The organism is Methanofollis tationis, from assembly GCF_013377755.1.
In the GTDB taxonomy this organism is placed as follows: domain Archaea; phylum Halobacteriota; class Methanomicrobia; order Methanomicrobiales; family Methanofollaceae; genus Methanofollis; species Methanofollis tationis.
Genome location: NZ_JABXWR010000001.1, coordinates 2,007,416 through 2,024,348, shown reverse-complemented (window position 1 = coordinate 2,024,348; position 16,933 = coordinate 2,007,416). Strand labels below are relative to the sequence as shown.

Genomic DNA, 16,933 nt, shown 5'->3' with positions numbered 1-16,933 from the left:
GCGGGATACGCGGTGCCGGCGTCATATGGAGTTCCCCACTCGCGTGGGGATGAACCGTCGTCACCGCACTGCTCGGAAACGCTCATGAAGAGTTCCCCACTCGCGTGGGGATGAACCGATATGCCGTAAGATTAGCCAGTGACCCCGACGGAGTTCCCCACTCGCGTGGGGATGAACCGGCCAAGGTCAGAAACGCCGAGGTTGAATCCAGACGAGTTCCCCACTCGCGTGGGGATGAACCGCTCATGGGGCCGGACGGCCGGATCTATCTGCCGAGTTCCCCACTCGCGTGGGGATGAACCGGCCCTCATAGAACGCGAGTTACGGATAACGCCGAGTTCCCCACTCGCGTGGGGATGAACCGCAGGGCAATTATCCCGTAATTATAGGAACAGCGAGTTCCCCACTCGCGTGGGGATGAACCGACGGCAACGGGCGGTACCTCATGCTCTCTCTCGAGTTCCCCACTCGCGTGGGGATGAACCGTTCCTCAACCCTCGCCAGCTGGTGGTGTTATCGAGTTCCCCACTCGCGTGGGGATGAACCGAGGTATGAATTGGCTTCTGCCGCAGTAATACGGAGTTCCCCACTCGCGTGGGGATGAACCGAAAGCAGCTGCTGAAAACCGCTGGAAAAACTCGAGTTCCCCACTCGCGTGGGGATGAACCGATCTCGGGGTACTCTCTATCGCCTATCCCGGCGAGTTCCCCACTCGCGTGGGGATGAACCGGCAACCCTCAAGGCGCTTGCATATCTCAGAAAGAGTTCCCCACTCGCGTGGGGATGAACCGCACCCAAACCTGTGGTGGGCGAATCGACACATGAGTTCCCCACTCGCGTGGGGATGAACCGACGAGCGGACCGACAAGATCGTCGGCGGCCGGGAGTTCCCCACTCGCGTGGGGATGAACCGAGCCCGGCGTTCAACCGCTACATGGCCCTCCTGAGTTCCCCACTCGCGTGGGGATGAACCGAGATGCAGGAGGCGTTGGTTGAACAGGCCGAAGAGTTCCCCACTCGCGTGGGGATGAACCGACGACGATCGGGTGCATTCAGAAGATTGGTCGGAGTTCCCCACTCGCGTGGGGATGAACCGAGCCATGAAGTCGTGCTGCCCGCCAATTAGAAGAGTTCCCCACTCGCGTGGGGATGAACCGGTGAAAGACGCATCTAGGGTCCGGCAGAAAATGAGTTCCCCACTCGCGTGGGGATGAACCGAGTTCGAGTGTGATTACGTCTCCCGGCGAGACGAGTTCCCCACTCGCGTGGGGATGAACCGGTGAGGATAAGTTTTGCGTTTTCCGAATCACGGAGTTCCCCACTCGCGTGGGGATGAACCGCTACGCTTGGCGGGTTGTCCGGTCTCCCTCGGGAGTTCCCCACTCGCGTGGGGATGAACCGGGGGATAATGCTCCACAGTGCGACAGTACCAGGAGTTCCCCACTCGCGTGGGGATGAACCTGATAATCGAGGCTCAAAATGCGGGGTGCAGGTGAGTTCCCCACTCGCGTGGGGATGAACCAGTAGATTGTAAGATGGACGTGCTTATGCTTTTGAGTTCCCCACTCGCGTGGGGATGAACCGAAACCCTCTCAGAATGAACCCTGCGGGCGTAGGAGTTCCCCACTCGCGTGGGGATGAACCGCCACTGATCGCCGTTGTAACCGTTCAGCCCGCGAGTTCCCCACTCGCGTGGGGATGAACCTTAATGAGAAGAAGGCTGATGAGATTCTGAAAAGAGTTCCCCACTCGCGTGGGGATGAACCGGACGTTAAGACTATCGTATTTCTTGCGATTGGGAGTTCCCCACTCGCGTGGGGATGAACCGACTGAACTTCCAGTACCCAAAACCGTCCAATTGAGTTCCCCACTCGCGTGGGGATGAACCGAGACTGGAATTATACCGACTAACTCCCCGTCTGAGTTCCCCACTCGCGTGGGGATGAACCGAACAACTGCACTTAGGCTTATTCCTCCATAGGGAGTTCCCCACTCGCGTGGGGATGAACCGCGGATCGAGAGCGAGGCGTACCGGAAAGAGGAGAGTTCCCCACTCGCGTGGGGATGAACCGTCTCTTTTTACATTGGCGGTATTTTTGTAGGAGAGTTCCCCACTCGCGTGGGGATGAACCGGAAAGGCTCGACTAATTTGCGATTCTTTCGGTGAGTTCCCCACTCGCGTGGGGATGAACCGAACTTAAAACTCTTCTTGCAGAGAAGGGTATTGAGTTCCCCACTCGCGTGGGGATGAACCGAGGAATCCTACGCGTTTCTGCGCTCGCTCTGGGAGTTCCCCACTCGCGTGGGGATGAACCGCTGTTATACTCCGACTTATAAACCCCACCCTAGAGTTCCCCACTCGCGTGGGGATGAACCGTCAACGCTCCTTGAAATTGCACCCGTGAATCTGAGTTCCCCACTCGCGTGGGGATGAACCGCGCTGTTTGCGGCGGCGGATGCGGCGGAGGCGGAGTTCCCCACTCGCGTGGGGATGAACCGAGTGTTCGACGAGCAACAACGATCCTGACCGAGAGTTCCCCACTCGCGTGGGGATGAACCGCAAAACTCCGAAATGAGGAGATAGAGGACAAAGAGTTCCCCACTCGCGTGGGGATGAACCGCATGGACGCTGTGCCCTCTCACGCTGGACCAAGAGTTCCCCACTCGCGTGGGGATGAACCGTCGTGGACAGTACTGCAATCAATCGGCCCTGTGAGTTCCCCACTCGCGTGGGGATGAACCGCACCGAGAATCTGAGCACAACCAGGAGCACACCGAGTTCCCCACTCGCGTGGGGATGAACCGACCCGGGAACAGACAACGGAACTCGTTGATTTGAGTTCCCCACTCGCGTGGGGATGAACCGGGCGTCTTCTTGGTAGGGTCTTAGACTAATCAGAGTTCCCCACTCGCGTGGGGATGAACCGCGCAGGATCGCATTCGTTCAGACCGCCGATATGAGTTCCCCACTCGCGTGGGGATGAACCGACTGAATCGCCTTTGCGGCGTCCCCGCTCGGCGAGTTCCCCACTCGCGTGGGGATGAACCGACCTCGAGAGAATGGGGCCCCCTGCGGGTCGAGAGTTCCCCACTCGCGTGGGGATGAACCGCCCACGGAGGAGAGAACATGACCTCGAGAGAAGAGTTCCCCACTCGCGTGGGGATGAACCGCGGATTGTCCGGCCGGAGTTCCGGTTCGTCGAGAGTTCCCCACTCGCGTGGGGATGAACCGGGCAACCTTTCCTGCGCCCTGGAACGAGCAGAGAGTTCCCCACTCGCGTGGGGATGAACCGATGAGGAGGAGGAGCGGCCATGACCACGCAAAGAGTTCCCCACTCGCGTGGGGATGAACCTGAAGAAGAAGAAACATATTATAACGTTCTTCCGAGTTCCCCACTCGCGTGGGGATGAACCGTCGTAGGGCGCATTATACATTACAACGGCGTCGAGTTCCCCACTCGCGTGGGGATGAACCGGCATGTGCGCTGGAATATGACGTCGACGTACGAGTTCCCCACTCGCGTGGGGATGAACCGTTCCTCCGCCCGCGAAACCTGGTGGTGATACCGAGTTCCCCACTCGCGTGGGGATGAACCGCCCATATAGACACTAAAACGACCTACGTTGATGAGTTCCCCACTCGCGTGGGGATGAACCGCCCTATATGACGAAGCACACGAATATGGCCATGAGTTCCCCACTCGCGTGGGGATGAACCGTCGGGTCAGGCAGAAAATGTTGGACCGCATGCGAGTTCCCCACTCGCGTGGGGATGAACCGCGCAGATTCGTCCTCATCGTAGCCAAGGTGCTGAGTTCCCCACTCGCGTGGGGATGAACCGGTCAGATTGGAAGTGTCCGGGAACGTGATCTTGAGTTCCCCACTCGCGTGGGGATGAACCGGAGCCTGCCAAGGATTTGACGCAGGCGCAGGTGAGTTCCCCACTCGCGTGGGGATGAACCGGCAGACACAGAGTCGGCGTCGTCGTCTCTCGGGAGTTCCCCACTCGCGTGGGGATGAACCGTCAACGCTCCTCGAGATTGCACCCATGAATCAGAGTTCCCCACTCGCGTGGGGATGAACCGTCATCGAATACGAAAACACCGACAGATACCTCGAGTTCCCCACTCGCGTGGGGATGAACCGGGCGGTGTTTCGGAGGAGCACCTGAGACTGTTGAGTTCCCCACTCGCGTGGGGATGAACCGCCCGGATGTGCTGTAGCACGCCGGCTGAACGACGAGTTCCCCACTCGCGTGGGGATGAACCGATCCACAATAAGCGCTGATTCGTCGTCATCGTGAGTTCCCCACTCGCGTGGGGATGAACCGGCGAGCGGCAAAACAACCCGCCGAGAGTTCTTGAGTTCCCCACTCGCGTGGGGATGAACCGTGACAATAGACATGGTAAAGGACGCATCTAGGGAGTTCCCCACTCGCGTGGGGATGAACCGTTCTCCGCCGGTATCAACCGATTCGCTCCATCGAGTTCCCCACTCGCGTGGGGATGAACCGAACTATACCACCTCCTACGTGCAGGTTGCCACGAGTTCCCCACTCGCGTGGGGATGAACCGGCTCGCTCCGCACCGTGCTGAGGCACCGTGCTGAGTTCCCCACTCGCGTGGGGATGAACCGGCCGAGAGCCCCGACACCCACCCCGAGAGCAGGAGTTCCCCACTCGCGTGGGGATGAACCGCAGAGTTCAGGAATGCGTATTTCAGCCAGCCCGAGTTCCCCACTCGCGTGGGGATGAACCGGAGATCAGGGGCGATCAGTTGCTCCTTAAGTGGAGTTCCCCACTCGCGTGGGGATGAACCGCAAATTGGGCGATGCAGGCGGCTCAGGAGGCGAGTTCCCCACTCGCGTGGGGATGAACCGATCACCCTGCCGGATGTCTCGCGGGTCTCCCTGAGTTCCCCACTCGCGTGGGGATGAACCGGCGGTATCCGGGCTGGAGGGAGTGAAGGTCGCGAGTTCCCCACTCGCGTGGGGATGAACCGAGACCGCAGCAGCCGTACAGGAGAACGATACGAGTTCCCCACTCGCGTGGGGATGAACCGGCAGCGGTCCAGAACATCGCCGAGTGGCGCGGGAGTTCCCCACTCGCGTGGGGATGAACCGGGAGAGGGGGCGATCAGACCGGGTATGATCGGGAGTTCCCCACTCGCGTGGGGATGAACCGATCTGCTCCGTCAGACTGAACGGGAAGATAACGAGTTCCCCACTCGCGTGGGGATGAACCGGCAATTGACCTGTCTAACATCACCGACCTGCTGAGTTCCCCACTCGCGTGGGGATGAACCGGTCCACCCCCACCAGACGATCAGCCCGTAGGCGAGTTCCCCACTCGCGTGGGGATGAACCGCGGTCCGGCATACTAACAGATGCCCGGGCAGTGAGTTCCCCACTCGCGTGGGGATGAACCGCCGAGGCCCACGGCGACCTTCAGCATGATCTCGAGTTCCCCACTCGCGTGGGGATGAACCGCTCTCATATCCTACTGCATCAGTATCGTATGAGAGTTCCCCACTCGCGTGGGGATGAACCGGCGAGTCTTCGGTGGAGACGCCGACTTCGTAGGAGTTCCCCACTCGCGTGGGGATGAACCGAACTACTATAGACAGTGACACCGTTTCTCTTCGAGTTCCCCACTCGCGTGGGGATGAACCGATTCTTCCAGACCACCGCATTAAAAACGAGTTGAGTTCCCCACTCGCGTGGGGATGAACCGCTGCCCACGTTGGCGCCCCTCATCATCGCGAGGAGTTCCCCACTCGCGTGGGGATGAACCGAACGCACCCATCGACAACCGAACCCTGGGCGAGAGTTCCCCACTCGCGTGGGGATGAACCGTCGGCGAAGGTGCATTCGCAGTCGCACGTCGGGAGTTCCCCACTCGCGTGGGGATGAACCGGTTACCGCTCATCACGCCGTCAATGCCGTAGGGAGTTCCCCACTCGCGTGGGGATGAACCGTTTGTATGGTCCAGCCATAATCGTATTAGATAGAGTTCCCCACTCGCGTGGGGATGAACCGGCGATATTGTCGAAGAGATTTTCATGTATCATGAGTTCCCCACTCGCGTGGGGATGAACCGGAACCATGCCAGCCTTGGCAGATTCCGTGTCAGAGTTCCCCACTCGCGTGGGGATGAACCGCGCGCGTCGGCGCTCGCCGAAGAGTATTCTGAGAGTTCCCCACTCGCGTGGGGATGAACCGATGCGGCAGGCGCGCGGCCGTGAGGAGTTCCCGAGTTCCCCACTCGCGTGGGGATGAACCGGCGCATCCGATCGAACTCGCGCGCCATATCGAAGAGTTCCCCACTCGCGTGGGGATGAACCGGTACGCGGATTGTTTTCGTTCCCCCTGGTGAGGAGTTCCCCACTCGCGTGGGGATGAACCGCGTGATCAGATCGTCATAGGATACCTCACGTTGAGTTCCCCACTCGCGTGGGGATGAACCGGTGAGACAGAGGAGGTATATTACGAGTTTGACGAGTTCCCCACTCGCGTGGGGATGAACCGACGCTTGTATTAATCTCGGCGCTATTAGCGAAGAGTTCCCCACTCGCGTGGGGATGAACCGAGTTTGGTATATCCAACATTTCGATCAACGCTGAGTTCCCCACTCGCGTGGGGATGAACCGGCTGGTCCCGGCTGTCGGATTGTGGATAACGCGAGTTCCCCACTCGCGTGGGGATGAACCGGTAATAATTTGGAACCGAAACGCCAAGTTTTTGAGTTCCCCACTCGCGTGGGGATGAACCGATTCCGCACATTCATATTCTTTATAGTCTCCAGAGTTCCCCACTCGCGTGGGGATGAACCGGCATAACCCCCGCCCGGCCCTTCGGGCCTCCTGAGTTCCCCACTCGCGTGGGGATGAACCGTACGGCGAGCCTGTCACCTCGAAACTGAAGCGGAGTTCCCCACTCGCGTGGGGATGAACCGCAATTTAACGCGCTCTTTGGGAGGAAGGACTGGAGTTCCCCACTCGCGTGGGGATGAACCGGAGCCGGATCTCATCATCCTCGCCGCCGAGCTGAGTTCCCCACTCGCGTGGGGATGAACCGCACAAAGGACGCCATATAGGACGAAACATACGGAGTTCCCCACTCGCGTGGGGATGAACCGATCAATATCGACCTGGTCAACGCCCTCATGCGAGTTCCCCACTCGCGTGGGGATGAACCGCAGACCAAAACCACATTGCGCCCGCAGGTTTCGAGTTCCCCACTCGCGTGGGGATGAACCGAGCGGCGAAATAGTTGCGCCCGGCATCGGTGAGAGTTCCCCACTCGCGTGGGGATGAACCGTAAGCAGAGGCAAGAAAAATAGTTTTTATGCTGAGTTCCCCACTCGCGTGGGGATGAACCGTAACAGTGACGGACGATACCACCGTCTCGCCGGAGTTCCCCACTCGCGTGGGGATGAACCGTACAACCAGATCCGGCACGCCTCAAACGATCTGAGTTCCCCACTCGCGTGGGGATGAACCGCGGCGTATCCGGTCGGCGTCGGGGCTGGCGTCGAGTTCCCCACTCGCGTGGGGATGAACCGGGCGAGACCGGCGGGGAGGATCTTGTAATTCAGAGTTCCCCACTCGCGTGGGGATGAACCGGTGTATTCGTTCGTCTGTCCAGAATGCGGAGAGAGTTCCCCACTCGCGTGGGGATGAACCGCCGGATAGATGATCATCGGGGCTGGAGGGGATGAGTTCCCCACTCGCGTGGGGATGAACCGCGGAGCGGAAAATCGAAAATACCCGTGATTTAGAGTTCCCCACTCGCGTGGGGATGAACCGGTAGCAGGACGGCCTGTTAAAGTCTCATCAGAGAGTTCCCCACTCGCGTGGGGATGAACCGGAGATCAGGATCACGACGACGATCACCGGGAGGAGTTCCCCACTCGCGTGGGGATGAACCGGTAGTATCCTCGGACGGTAGGGTTAATATCCCGAGTTCCCCACTCGCGTGGGGATGAACCGTTCACGCTCGTTGGGTGGTCCGAGTCTCAGGAGAGTTCCCCACTCGCGTGGGGATGAACCGAAGGAATATATGTTGTAATCCAATTATCAAATGAGTTCCCCACTCGCGTGGGGATGAACCGGCAACTATCCCTTAGTTATAGGTACAACACCTGAGTTCCCCACTCGCGTGGGGATGAACCGATGTTGTTAAGGCATCGAAAGGTGCAGAGAAGGAGTTCCCCACTCGCGTGGGGATGAACCGTGAGGCTCGGCGCGTCAGCGCGAGCTTTTATAGAGTTCCCCACTCGCGTGGGGATGAACCGGGGGCGAATTTGTCGGCACGCCGGTTGAAGGGGAGTTCCCCACTCGCGTGGGGATGAGCCGTAAGAGATCCTGATCCCGTACGTGCCGGGTGCGAGTTCCCCACTCGCGTGGGGATGAACCAAACGTGACGAAGATCAGCACGAGAATGACCGGGAGTTCCTCCCCGCATGCAGATGAATCGCGATTGATTCATGTGTTATCAGAAACGTATAGATATGTTCCCCACACGGTGGGGATGAACCAGCAAATCTATGGATACGACAGGTAACCATGATATCGTTCCCCACTCACGTGGGGATGAACAGGCGGGTTCAAAAAACCCGTTGTGTTCAAAAAACCACTCGAACAACACCCCTATTACCAGAACCCTCTCCAATAAGGAGCGCCCTGAACGGTGGCAGATGTATCGTAAAACCCTGCGACTATAATCATACGTCCTAGCGTCTCCCGGAGAGACGCCCGCGAGCGGGCCCCTATCGTCACCAACCTGCATGAAGCGGCTGTGATGAACTGAAAAGAGCAGACAGGGACAAGCGGGCAAAAAGACAGCACAAACCTTCACGGAAAAATCAACCCGATCCTCCCCTCCGAGATCTCAATATACGCAGGGAGCGGGTGTTCATACGTCGAATCCTCAAATTGAATCCGATAGACAACCTCATCCGGGATCTCCACCGAGTACTCCCGGCCCTTTCTCATCACCCGGACGGCAATCTCACCCGGTGCACCGATGACAAGCAGATGGTCCATCTCAATGGCGGCCGTGTACTCCTTATCATCGAGGTCGAACCCCGCCTCGACCAGGTCCTCCTCGTACATCCTAAATATCATACCTCTTCTCTCCTGACCGGGCATCCGCTCAATCTCTCCCATCTGCCGCCAGAGATTATGAGTATTATCATCCCTCACCCCTCTCCACCAGCGCAAAAAAACACCGGGCACACGCCCGGGCATCCTCCAGCGCCCGGTGCGCCCCCTCGTACGGGCACCCGAAAAGCGCCTGATGGAGTTCAGCGAGCGTCGGCCACTTATACCCGCCCCCCCGCCTGATCCCGCAGAACGCAGCCGATCCCTCCATCGTGCACCATCCGGGAAGCGACGCCAGCGGATCGGCACACCCCGCCAGCTCGCACTCCCCGGCAATGACCCGGCGGTCATAGGCAAGATTGTGAGCGACCACCAGGTCAGCACGTGCCGCCGCATGCGCAAGGGCCGCCAGCGCATCCAGAAGCGCCACCCCCTCCCGGCGGGCCTCCATCGTCGTGATCCCGTGCACCTCCACCGCAGACCGCGGGATACAAAACCCCGCCGGCACAACGACCATCGCACACTCAGCAAGAAGTGAACCGCACCCGTCGCAGAGCACCCACGCCACCTCGACAAGGCGGGGAGGGGGCCGGCCGCTCACGAACCGCCCCGTCGTCTCGGTATCGATGACGAGGACCGTGCCGTCCAGGAGCGGGGTGGCAGACATCTCAGGGGGATCTCCACCGCCGACGGGATAGAGCATTCGCCCTCCACCCACCCCGAAGAAGATCAGGATCACGCCAGTGTAGCCCAACGGAACGCAAAAAAACGCCCCCTCGCCCGCACCAAAACAAAAGAACATTCTGCGCCATTTTAAGGATTGCACTGAGAAAATCCCCCATTTCAAGCCATGATCCAGCACCGGATCTCTCCGAACCACGACGTGGATACCCTCCAGGATCTCCCCAATTTCGCCGCCATTTGCCAATCCCACGCCCTCGATCTCGGCGGAAAGAGCCTCATTTTGAAAAGTGCCATTTCCTGGCCCCCCTTCCAGAACCACCCAAAAACAGCCCCACTCCATCAGCCCCAGGACGCCCTCCCGCGAAAGCCAGGGACAAATGCCATCTGGCAGGGCCAGTGAGGGCACAGGGAGGCAGGGAAAAACGGCGTAAATTAGCCAGAATTGTCAGAAAATGCCTCCATAGCCCCCTCCACGGGCCCGGCCAGATGCCCTCCGATCGGGCCGGAACGCAGCACCGTCCCCCACCCACGGCAGCAATTCCGTGATCCCTACCAGCCGGAATCCCCGATTCAATCCAGGACGAAAATGAAATAAAACGCAAGGGGAAAAAACCACAGGCAATTATACAAATACAATTATATATTATAGCAGACATATGCCGGCCAGGACACCCCATGATACCCCCGAAAACCGGGCTCCTCCTCATCGGCCTGCTGCTGCTCTGCACCGCGGCGGCGGCCTCCGAGCCCCCCAGGATCACCATGACCACCGGCACAGACTGGCTGGTGGCAGGCGGTGCAGAGACCTCGGCCATCACGGCAATCATAACCGACAGCGCCGGCTTCCCCGTAAAAAAGATAAACGTCCTCTTCTCCTGCGATCCGGCAATGGGCTCGATGAAAAAAACACAAGTCAAGACCGACGCGGCAGGCAGGGCACAGGCATCGTTTTCGGCCGGAAAAAAGAGCGGGACGGCCGTGATCACCGCCACGGTCATCTATGACGATGACGGCACGCCCGCAGAGGTCGCAGCGTCGTGTTCCGTGGAGATCGACCACGCCACCCCGTACCGGATCGCCTCCCTCGACTATGAGAGCGAGATCACCGTGGGGTCCACCACTCCCATCACGATCAGACTGGAAGACCGGTACGGAAACCCGGTCGACTCCCGCCGGACCGCGGAGACCGCCCGCTTCCTCATCGGGTCACCGACCGGGTCCGCCGGCATCCATGACGGAAGCGCCTACACCAGCGATGCCCGCATCAAGGTGAACGCATCCGGCTACCTGAACGCACCCTTCCAGGCCGACCTGAAGAGCGGCACGAACATCATCTACGCCGACTTCCCGGGCATGGTGGCAAACCGCTACATCCTCATAACAGGGCTCGCAAACGCCGCCCCGGCCTCGATCGACTGTGCGGTCACCCCTGACCTCTGGGTGCCGGCCGACGGCGCGAGCAGGTTCTCCCTCGTCTACACCCTGACAGACCGCTACGGCAACCCGGCCGGAGGGCGGTCCCTGGCGATCACCGCCCTGCCCGGCGAGGACCGGACGGTCACCACGAACTCGAACGGCATGGCCACAATCACCTACGGCCCCAGGGACACCACCGGCACGGTCACCATCACGGCAACCGCGGTCGATGACCAGAACGTCACCTGCTCGACGACCCTCTCCTTCATCAGCACCGATCCGGTGGAGATGGTCCTCACCGCAGGCCCGCAGTCCATGCCGAGCCTGGACGTAAAACCCGACCAGACCGCCGCCGTCAGGGCGAAGGTGATGGACATCAAGGGCAACCCGGTGCCGGGCGAGACGGTCACCTTCACGATCCAGGAGATCAACACCACAGGGTATGCCGCCACCGCCGCCCCCGCGCTCCTCGCCGCAGAGGCCACGACCGACGCTAACGGGTATGCCACGGTCTATTTCAGGCCGGGCGCCTTCACCACCGATAAAAATCATCCGGACTACAGCCCGACGGCCACCGGCGCCTGCACCGTGACCGCCGCCTGGGAGGGCGTCACCCGGACCGTCCCTCTCACCTGGAAGAACTACCCGTACCTCTCCATCTCGACCGCCGTCGATCCCGAGACCCTCGCAGTGAACGGCAGCGTGAACGTGACCGTCACGCTCAAGGGCGACGGCTGGGCGCTCCTGCCCGACCCGGTCGACGTGGTGCTCGTCATCGACCGGTCAGGGAGCATGGATGGCACGGACATCAGCCCGACCCGCCTTGCCGCCGCAAAAACAGCGGCAATCGACTTCATCGAACAGATGAACCTTGAAAACGACAGGGTCGGGCTGGTCTCCTTCTCATGGAGCGCTACGATCGACCAGGACCTGACCGGAAATAAGGCCAGCATCGTCTCGGCGATCAACGCCCTGAAACCTGATGGCGGGACCAACATGAGAAGAGGGTTCTATGAAGCGATCCGGATGCTCAAGACAACAGGCAGAAGCGATGCGGTCAAAGCGGTGGTCCTGATGTCTGATGGGGACTGGAACCTCCACGGCTCTCCCCTCGCCATCGGGCCCGGCTACCCGGACAACGATCCCTATCTCTCATCCCACCACAAGGCATATCCCGAGACATTTGCCGGCTATCCGTGGAGCGGCTATGTCGGAACATACGACTTCAACGCGGAAAAGTACGAGTGGTACCACGACCTCCCCGAGCCCAGGGGGACCGCGGCGGTGAGTGCGACATGGTACCGGGAATACCCCTATAATGCCGAGATCGCAGGTACCATCTCTACAGACGGCCGGTTCACCAACCAGAACATGTCGGTCTATGCAAACAGCGGTTCAGACGACGAAAAGGTCAGGGTGTACACCATCGGTTTTATCTCAAAACTCGATCCGCGTGTCGAAGAAGACCTCACAACGCTCTCGAGATCCACAGGGGCGGCCTATACCTGGGCAAAAAACACCGCGGAACTCCAGACAATCTACCGGCGGATCGCCGGCGAACTCAAGACCGAGGCCGGCGTCGACACCATGATGGACCTGAGTTTCCAGGACATCAGGGTGAACGAGGACTGGAAACCCGGCAGGGAGGTCTTTGCCTACCGGCACATCGACGGTCTCTCGACCTGCATCAGCAGCTGGATCGACAACGAGACCGGGCGCCATGTGATCGTCCATCCCCACACCGAGAACGGGACCGACGACTGGGAGGACGACGGGATCCTCCACTTCGAGATCGGCACGGTCAGGCTGCACCAGACCTGGACGGCGACCTACACCCTCAAAACCCTCATGAGCGGGAACATCAACATCTTCGGACCGGGTTCGGTCATCTCGTTCAACGGCGGTTCCGACAACCTCGAACTCCCCGACACCTTCATCACGGTCGTCCCCGACCTGAACATCACCGGCCTTGACGCCGCCGCCCTCGAGGTCAGGGACCTTCAGCGGGTCGGTTCAGGACCGGTCACCGACTTCCTCGAGGTGGGGTGGACCGTCAATTACACCGGCAGCGATACCGCCGGGCAGCACCTCTATTATGCGGACGACGGCGGCCGGACCTGGAACCACTTCCACACCATGCCACAGGTATCCGCAGGAGAGAGAACGCAGACGGCCGCCCTGGACATAAGGGCGCTGCCCGCCGGTCACTACACGATCCGGGTCCACGCGCAGGCGCCGGACGCCCCCGACGCCATCGCAGAACTTCCGGCCCCGATCCCGGTCGGGATCATGGAGACGGCAAAGATCAGGATAGAGTGAAGATAAAATAGGACCATACAGCGCAGGACTGAGAATGGATTCCCTTTTTATTGACACATGAGAGTCAGGCGCATCCGCCTTTTATGGAGGACAGATAAATCAGGAGAGAAGAAACGAATGTTCAATGCATTTTCATAATAAGAGAGGGGATAGCAGCGTATCACTGTTCCCGAGTGCTCCCGCAACTCAGTACCGAGCGTTACGTGAGTGGGCTTAACTGCTGGGTTCGGAATGAGTCCAGGTGTTTCCCCACTGCTATGGCCGCTATCACCCAAAGCCAAGGCCCGGAATCGAACCGGGATGTAGTTGATCTGCAGTCAACCGCGTAGCCACTCCGCCACCTTGGCGACCGTGTATGCTCTATAATGTTATCGATTATAGATTTTAAAGGTATGCACAGCGGGTTTCGTCTGGGTTCAACGGAAAACTGGATTTGGACGTTAGTACTTGCGGACTGAACACGTCGTTGCCTTCGTGCGTACATCCCAAGCCTATTAAGCGGGTCTTTTACCCATGTCCTGTAACGGAGTCTCTTTTTGGGCCGGGTTTCAAGCTTAGATGCTTTCAGCTTTTACCCCTTATCGCGTAGCTGCTCGGCATTGCCCTGTCGGACAACCGATCGACCAGTGGCGACGAAAGAAAGTTCCTCTCGTACTATTTCTTTCTTACCCTCAGACTCCTGACACCCCAAATAGATAGTAACCGACCTGTCTCACGACGGTCTAAACCCAGCTCACGATCCCCTTTAATAGGCGAACAACCTCACCCTTGGCTGCTGCTGCACAGCCAGGATGGAAAGAACCGACATCGAGGTAGCAAGCCGCCGGGTCGATATGTGCTCTTGCCGGCGACGACTCTGTTATCCCCGGGGTAGCTTTTCTGTCGTCAATAGCCCTCACCAAAAGGGCGTATTGGTTCGTTAGACCCGAGTTTCCTCTCGCGATTATTTGCTATTCATAATCGCGTCAGGCCAACTTTTGCTCTTGACACTCTTCTGTGAGTTTCTGACTCACATGAGTTGACCTTAGGGCACCCTTGATATTTTTTCGAGGGTGTGGCGCCCCACCCAAACTGCCTACCTATCGGTGTCCTCGTAAGAGTGAGTAGTACAACAAACCAAGGATGGTGTCTCATCGACGGCTCCCCGTTCCCCAGAAGGAACGGATATAACGCCTCCCATCTACACTGCGCAAGGAATATCGTACTACAGCGACAGGCTGCAGTAAAGCTCCACGGGGTCTTCACTTCCCATTTGGGGTCCCTGGCCTCTGCACCAGGATAAAAGGTTCAACGGATTCGTGTTAGGGACAGTAGGACTCTCATTAATCCATTCATGCAAGTCGCCAATTAAGCGACAAGGTACTACGCTACCTTAAGAGGGTCATAGTTACCCCCGCCGTTTACGAGTCCTTCGTCCGGTTGGAACCGGTGTTCAGATACTCGCACTGGGCAGGAATCACCGACTATACTAGTCCTTACGGAGTTGCAGTCAGCTATGTTGTTATTAGACAGTTAGAGTCCCCTGGTCACTGCGACCTGCTTGATCACCAAGCAGGCACCCCTTCTTCCAAAGTTACGGGGCCATTTTGCCGAGTTCCCTTAACACGATTGATCCGACACGCCTTAGCCTATTCAGCTAGGGGCACCTGTGTCAGTTCTCGGTACGGACATTCAATCGCCTTTTCATGGGCTCCAGGAATTTACCAAGTTTCCCTATCACACTTTCACCCGGTTCTCACCATGACGGTACTCCCCGGACTTACATGCTTAGACGGGGCGACGACCCCGCCCGGTATATCCCGAAGCGTCAGCGCTTATTGCTAAGCAAAGATTGAATGGTACAGGAATATTAACCTGTTTCCCTGTTGACACACTCGCATTACGGTGTATCTTAGGACCGACTAACCCTCAGCTGACGAACATTGCTGAGGAAACCTAGCCCCTTCGGCGGATGGGATTCTCACCCATCTATGCTTCTACTACTGCCAGAATTCTCATTCCCGCACGGTCCACAGGAACTTACGACCCTGCTTCTACCCATGCGGGACGCCTTCCTACTAGATCACCTTACGGTGCTCCGTGGTCTCTGTAGTAGGCTTTAGCCCCGTCCATTTTCAGTGCCCTAAACCTAGACTGGTAAGCTGTTACGCACTTTTTGAAGGATAGCTGCTTCTGAGCTCACCTTCCAGTTGTTTTTGGCCTAGGACGCCTTTCAGTGTTGACACTGAGCCTACATTGAGGGACATTAACCACGGTCTGGGTTGTCTCCCTTACGCATTACAAGCTTACCCCGTAATGCGGACTTCCAGCCGTCTTAGATGTCGGGGAATTTGGAGTTTGACAGGAGGACGAGGAATTTCTCCCCCGCTACCCCCAATCAGTGCTCTACCTCACCGACGATCTCAGGCCAGGTCATGCTACGGCATGTTTCGGAAGGAACCAGCGGATGCCGGGTTCGATGAATCTTTCACTCCTATACGCAGGTCACGAGAATGATTTGCATATCAAAACCTCAGGCGGTCCTCCACGCAACTTTCGTCACGCTTCAACCTGCCCACGCATAGATCACCCGGCTTCGGGTCTTATCCCACTGACTTCGCGCACTTTTAATACGCCGTCCCATGCCCGAAGGCTACGGACTTGTTGCTTTCGCTCCGGCTCCCCTCTACGGTTAACCTTCGCCAATGAGATAAACTCTCTGGCCCGTTCTTCAAAACGTAAGTTACGACACTGGCAACCACACCCGTACTACCGCCTCGCGACGGGTTCCTTCGCATGGAAGATCCTTTGGCGCCGTAACACACTATAACCTGTCAATTTCAGGCGCTTTTAACCACCTTTTCAGGGTTACTTTTCAGCTTTCGCTCACGCTACTAATACGCTATCGGTTTCGAGGTGTATTTAGTTTTGGAGGTTGATGACCCCCGGATTCCCGCGAGAATTCCAACCCACGGTACTCAGGACTCTGCCAGGTCGCATTGACATACGTGTACGGGACTATCACCCCCTATGGTACCTCGTTCCAGAGGACTTCCACTTCGTCGCAACAACCACACGGCAGGCCTACCACACCACATCTCCCCGAAGGGATTCAGTTTGAACTCTGTCGCTTTCGATCGCCTTTACTTACGACATCTCGATTGATTTCTTTTCCTCCCCCTACTAAGATGTTTCAATTCGGGGGGTTCCCGATCCTTACGGATCAACACCGAAGTGTTAGGATGTCCTATTAGGGTATCTCCGGATCGTAGATTCCATGCCTCTCCCCGGAGCTTATCGCAGCTTGGCACGCCCTTCATCAGCACTCGAACCGAGCCATTCACTGACAGGCTTCTGTCCAGCTTTCCGCTGAACCCATTTGACGCCCGTTGTGCATACCTTTACACGGCCTCCTCAGGTCAGGGTATCTGACC

At 58.5% G+C, this 16,933-nt stretch carries 3 protein-coding genes, 1 tRNA gene, 2 rRNA genes and 1 CRISPR repeat array (1 of these 7 only partly in view); of the genes, 1 reads left to right on the top strand and 5 read right to left on the bottom strand.

The window, feature by feature from the left end; translation table 11 throughout:
* A CRISPR array of direct repeats spans positions 1 to 8,415; the repeat unit is 29 nt; unit sequence GAGTTCCCCACTCGCGTGGGGATGAACCG (it extends 13,945 nt beyond the left edge of the window).
* A gap of 437 nt (positions 8,416 to 8,852) precedes the next feature.
* Together HWN36_RS10545 and HWN36_RS10540 are read right to left on the bottom strand one after the other, a co-directional pair.
* On the bottom strand, positions 8,853 to 9,167 hold the full coding sequence (locus tag HWN36_RS10545) for a hypothetical protein (protein WP_176789295.1): 315 nt from the start codon (positions 9,165 to 9,167) through the stop codon (positions 8,853 to 8,855).
* 25 nt (positions 9,168 to 9,192) lie between these two features.
* Positions 9,193 to 9,804, bottom strand: a complete 612-nt coding sequence (locus HWN36_RS10540) for a 3'-5' exonuclease (RefSeq protein ID WP_176789293.1) — start codon at positions 9,802 to 9,804, stop codon at positions 9,193 to 9,195.
* A gap of 656 nt (positions 9,805 to 10,460) precedes the next feature.
* On the opposite strand from HWN36_RS10540, the gene HWN36_RS10535 reads away from it, so the two are divergent.
* Entirely contained in the window at positions 10,461 to 13,520 is a 3,060-nt protein-coding gene (locus HWN36_RS10535; protein ID WP_176789291.1) for an Ig-like domain-containing protein, read from the top strand.
* A gap of 147 nt (positions 13,521 to 13,667) precedes the next feature.
* Here HWN36_RS10535 and rrf read toward each other — a convergent pair.
* The 3 genes from rrf to HWN36_RS10520 all read right to left on the bottom strand — a co-directional run bounded on the left by rrf (position 13,668) and on the right by HWN36_RS10520 (position 16,867).
* Positions 13,668 to 13,789, bottom strand: a 5S ribosomal RNA gene (gene rrf / locus HWN36_RS10530).
* A 6-nt stretch (positions 13,790 to 13,795) separates the two neighbouring features.
* Positions 13,796 to 13,867, bottom strand: a tRNA-Cys gene (locus HWN36_RS10525).
* A gap of 74 nt (positions 13,868 to 13,941) precedes the next feature.
* Positions 13,942 to 16,867 (bottom strand): 23S ribosomal RNA (locus tag HWN36_RS10520).
* Between the last annotated feature and the right edge of the window lie 66 nt (positions 16,868 to 16,933).

What these genes read in the sequence shown, in the direction of transcription:
- HWN36_RS10545 (WP_176789295.1), bottom strand. Translation starts at nt 9,167, where the DNA reads ATGGGAGAGATTGAGCGGATGCCCGGTCAGGAGAGAAGAGGTATGATA.
- HWN36_RS10540 (WP_176789293.1), bottom strand. Translation starts at nt 9,804, where the DNA reads ATGCTCTATCCCGTCGGCGGTGGAGATCCCCCTGAGATGTCTGCCACC.
- HWN36_RS10535 (WP_176789291.1), top strand. Translation starts at nt 10,461, where the DNA reads ATGATACCCCCGAAAACCGGGCTCCTCCTCATCGGCCTGCTGCTGCTC.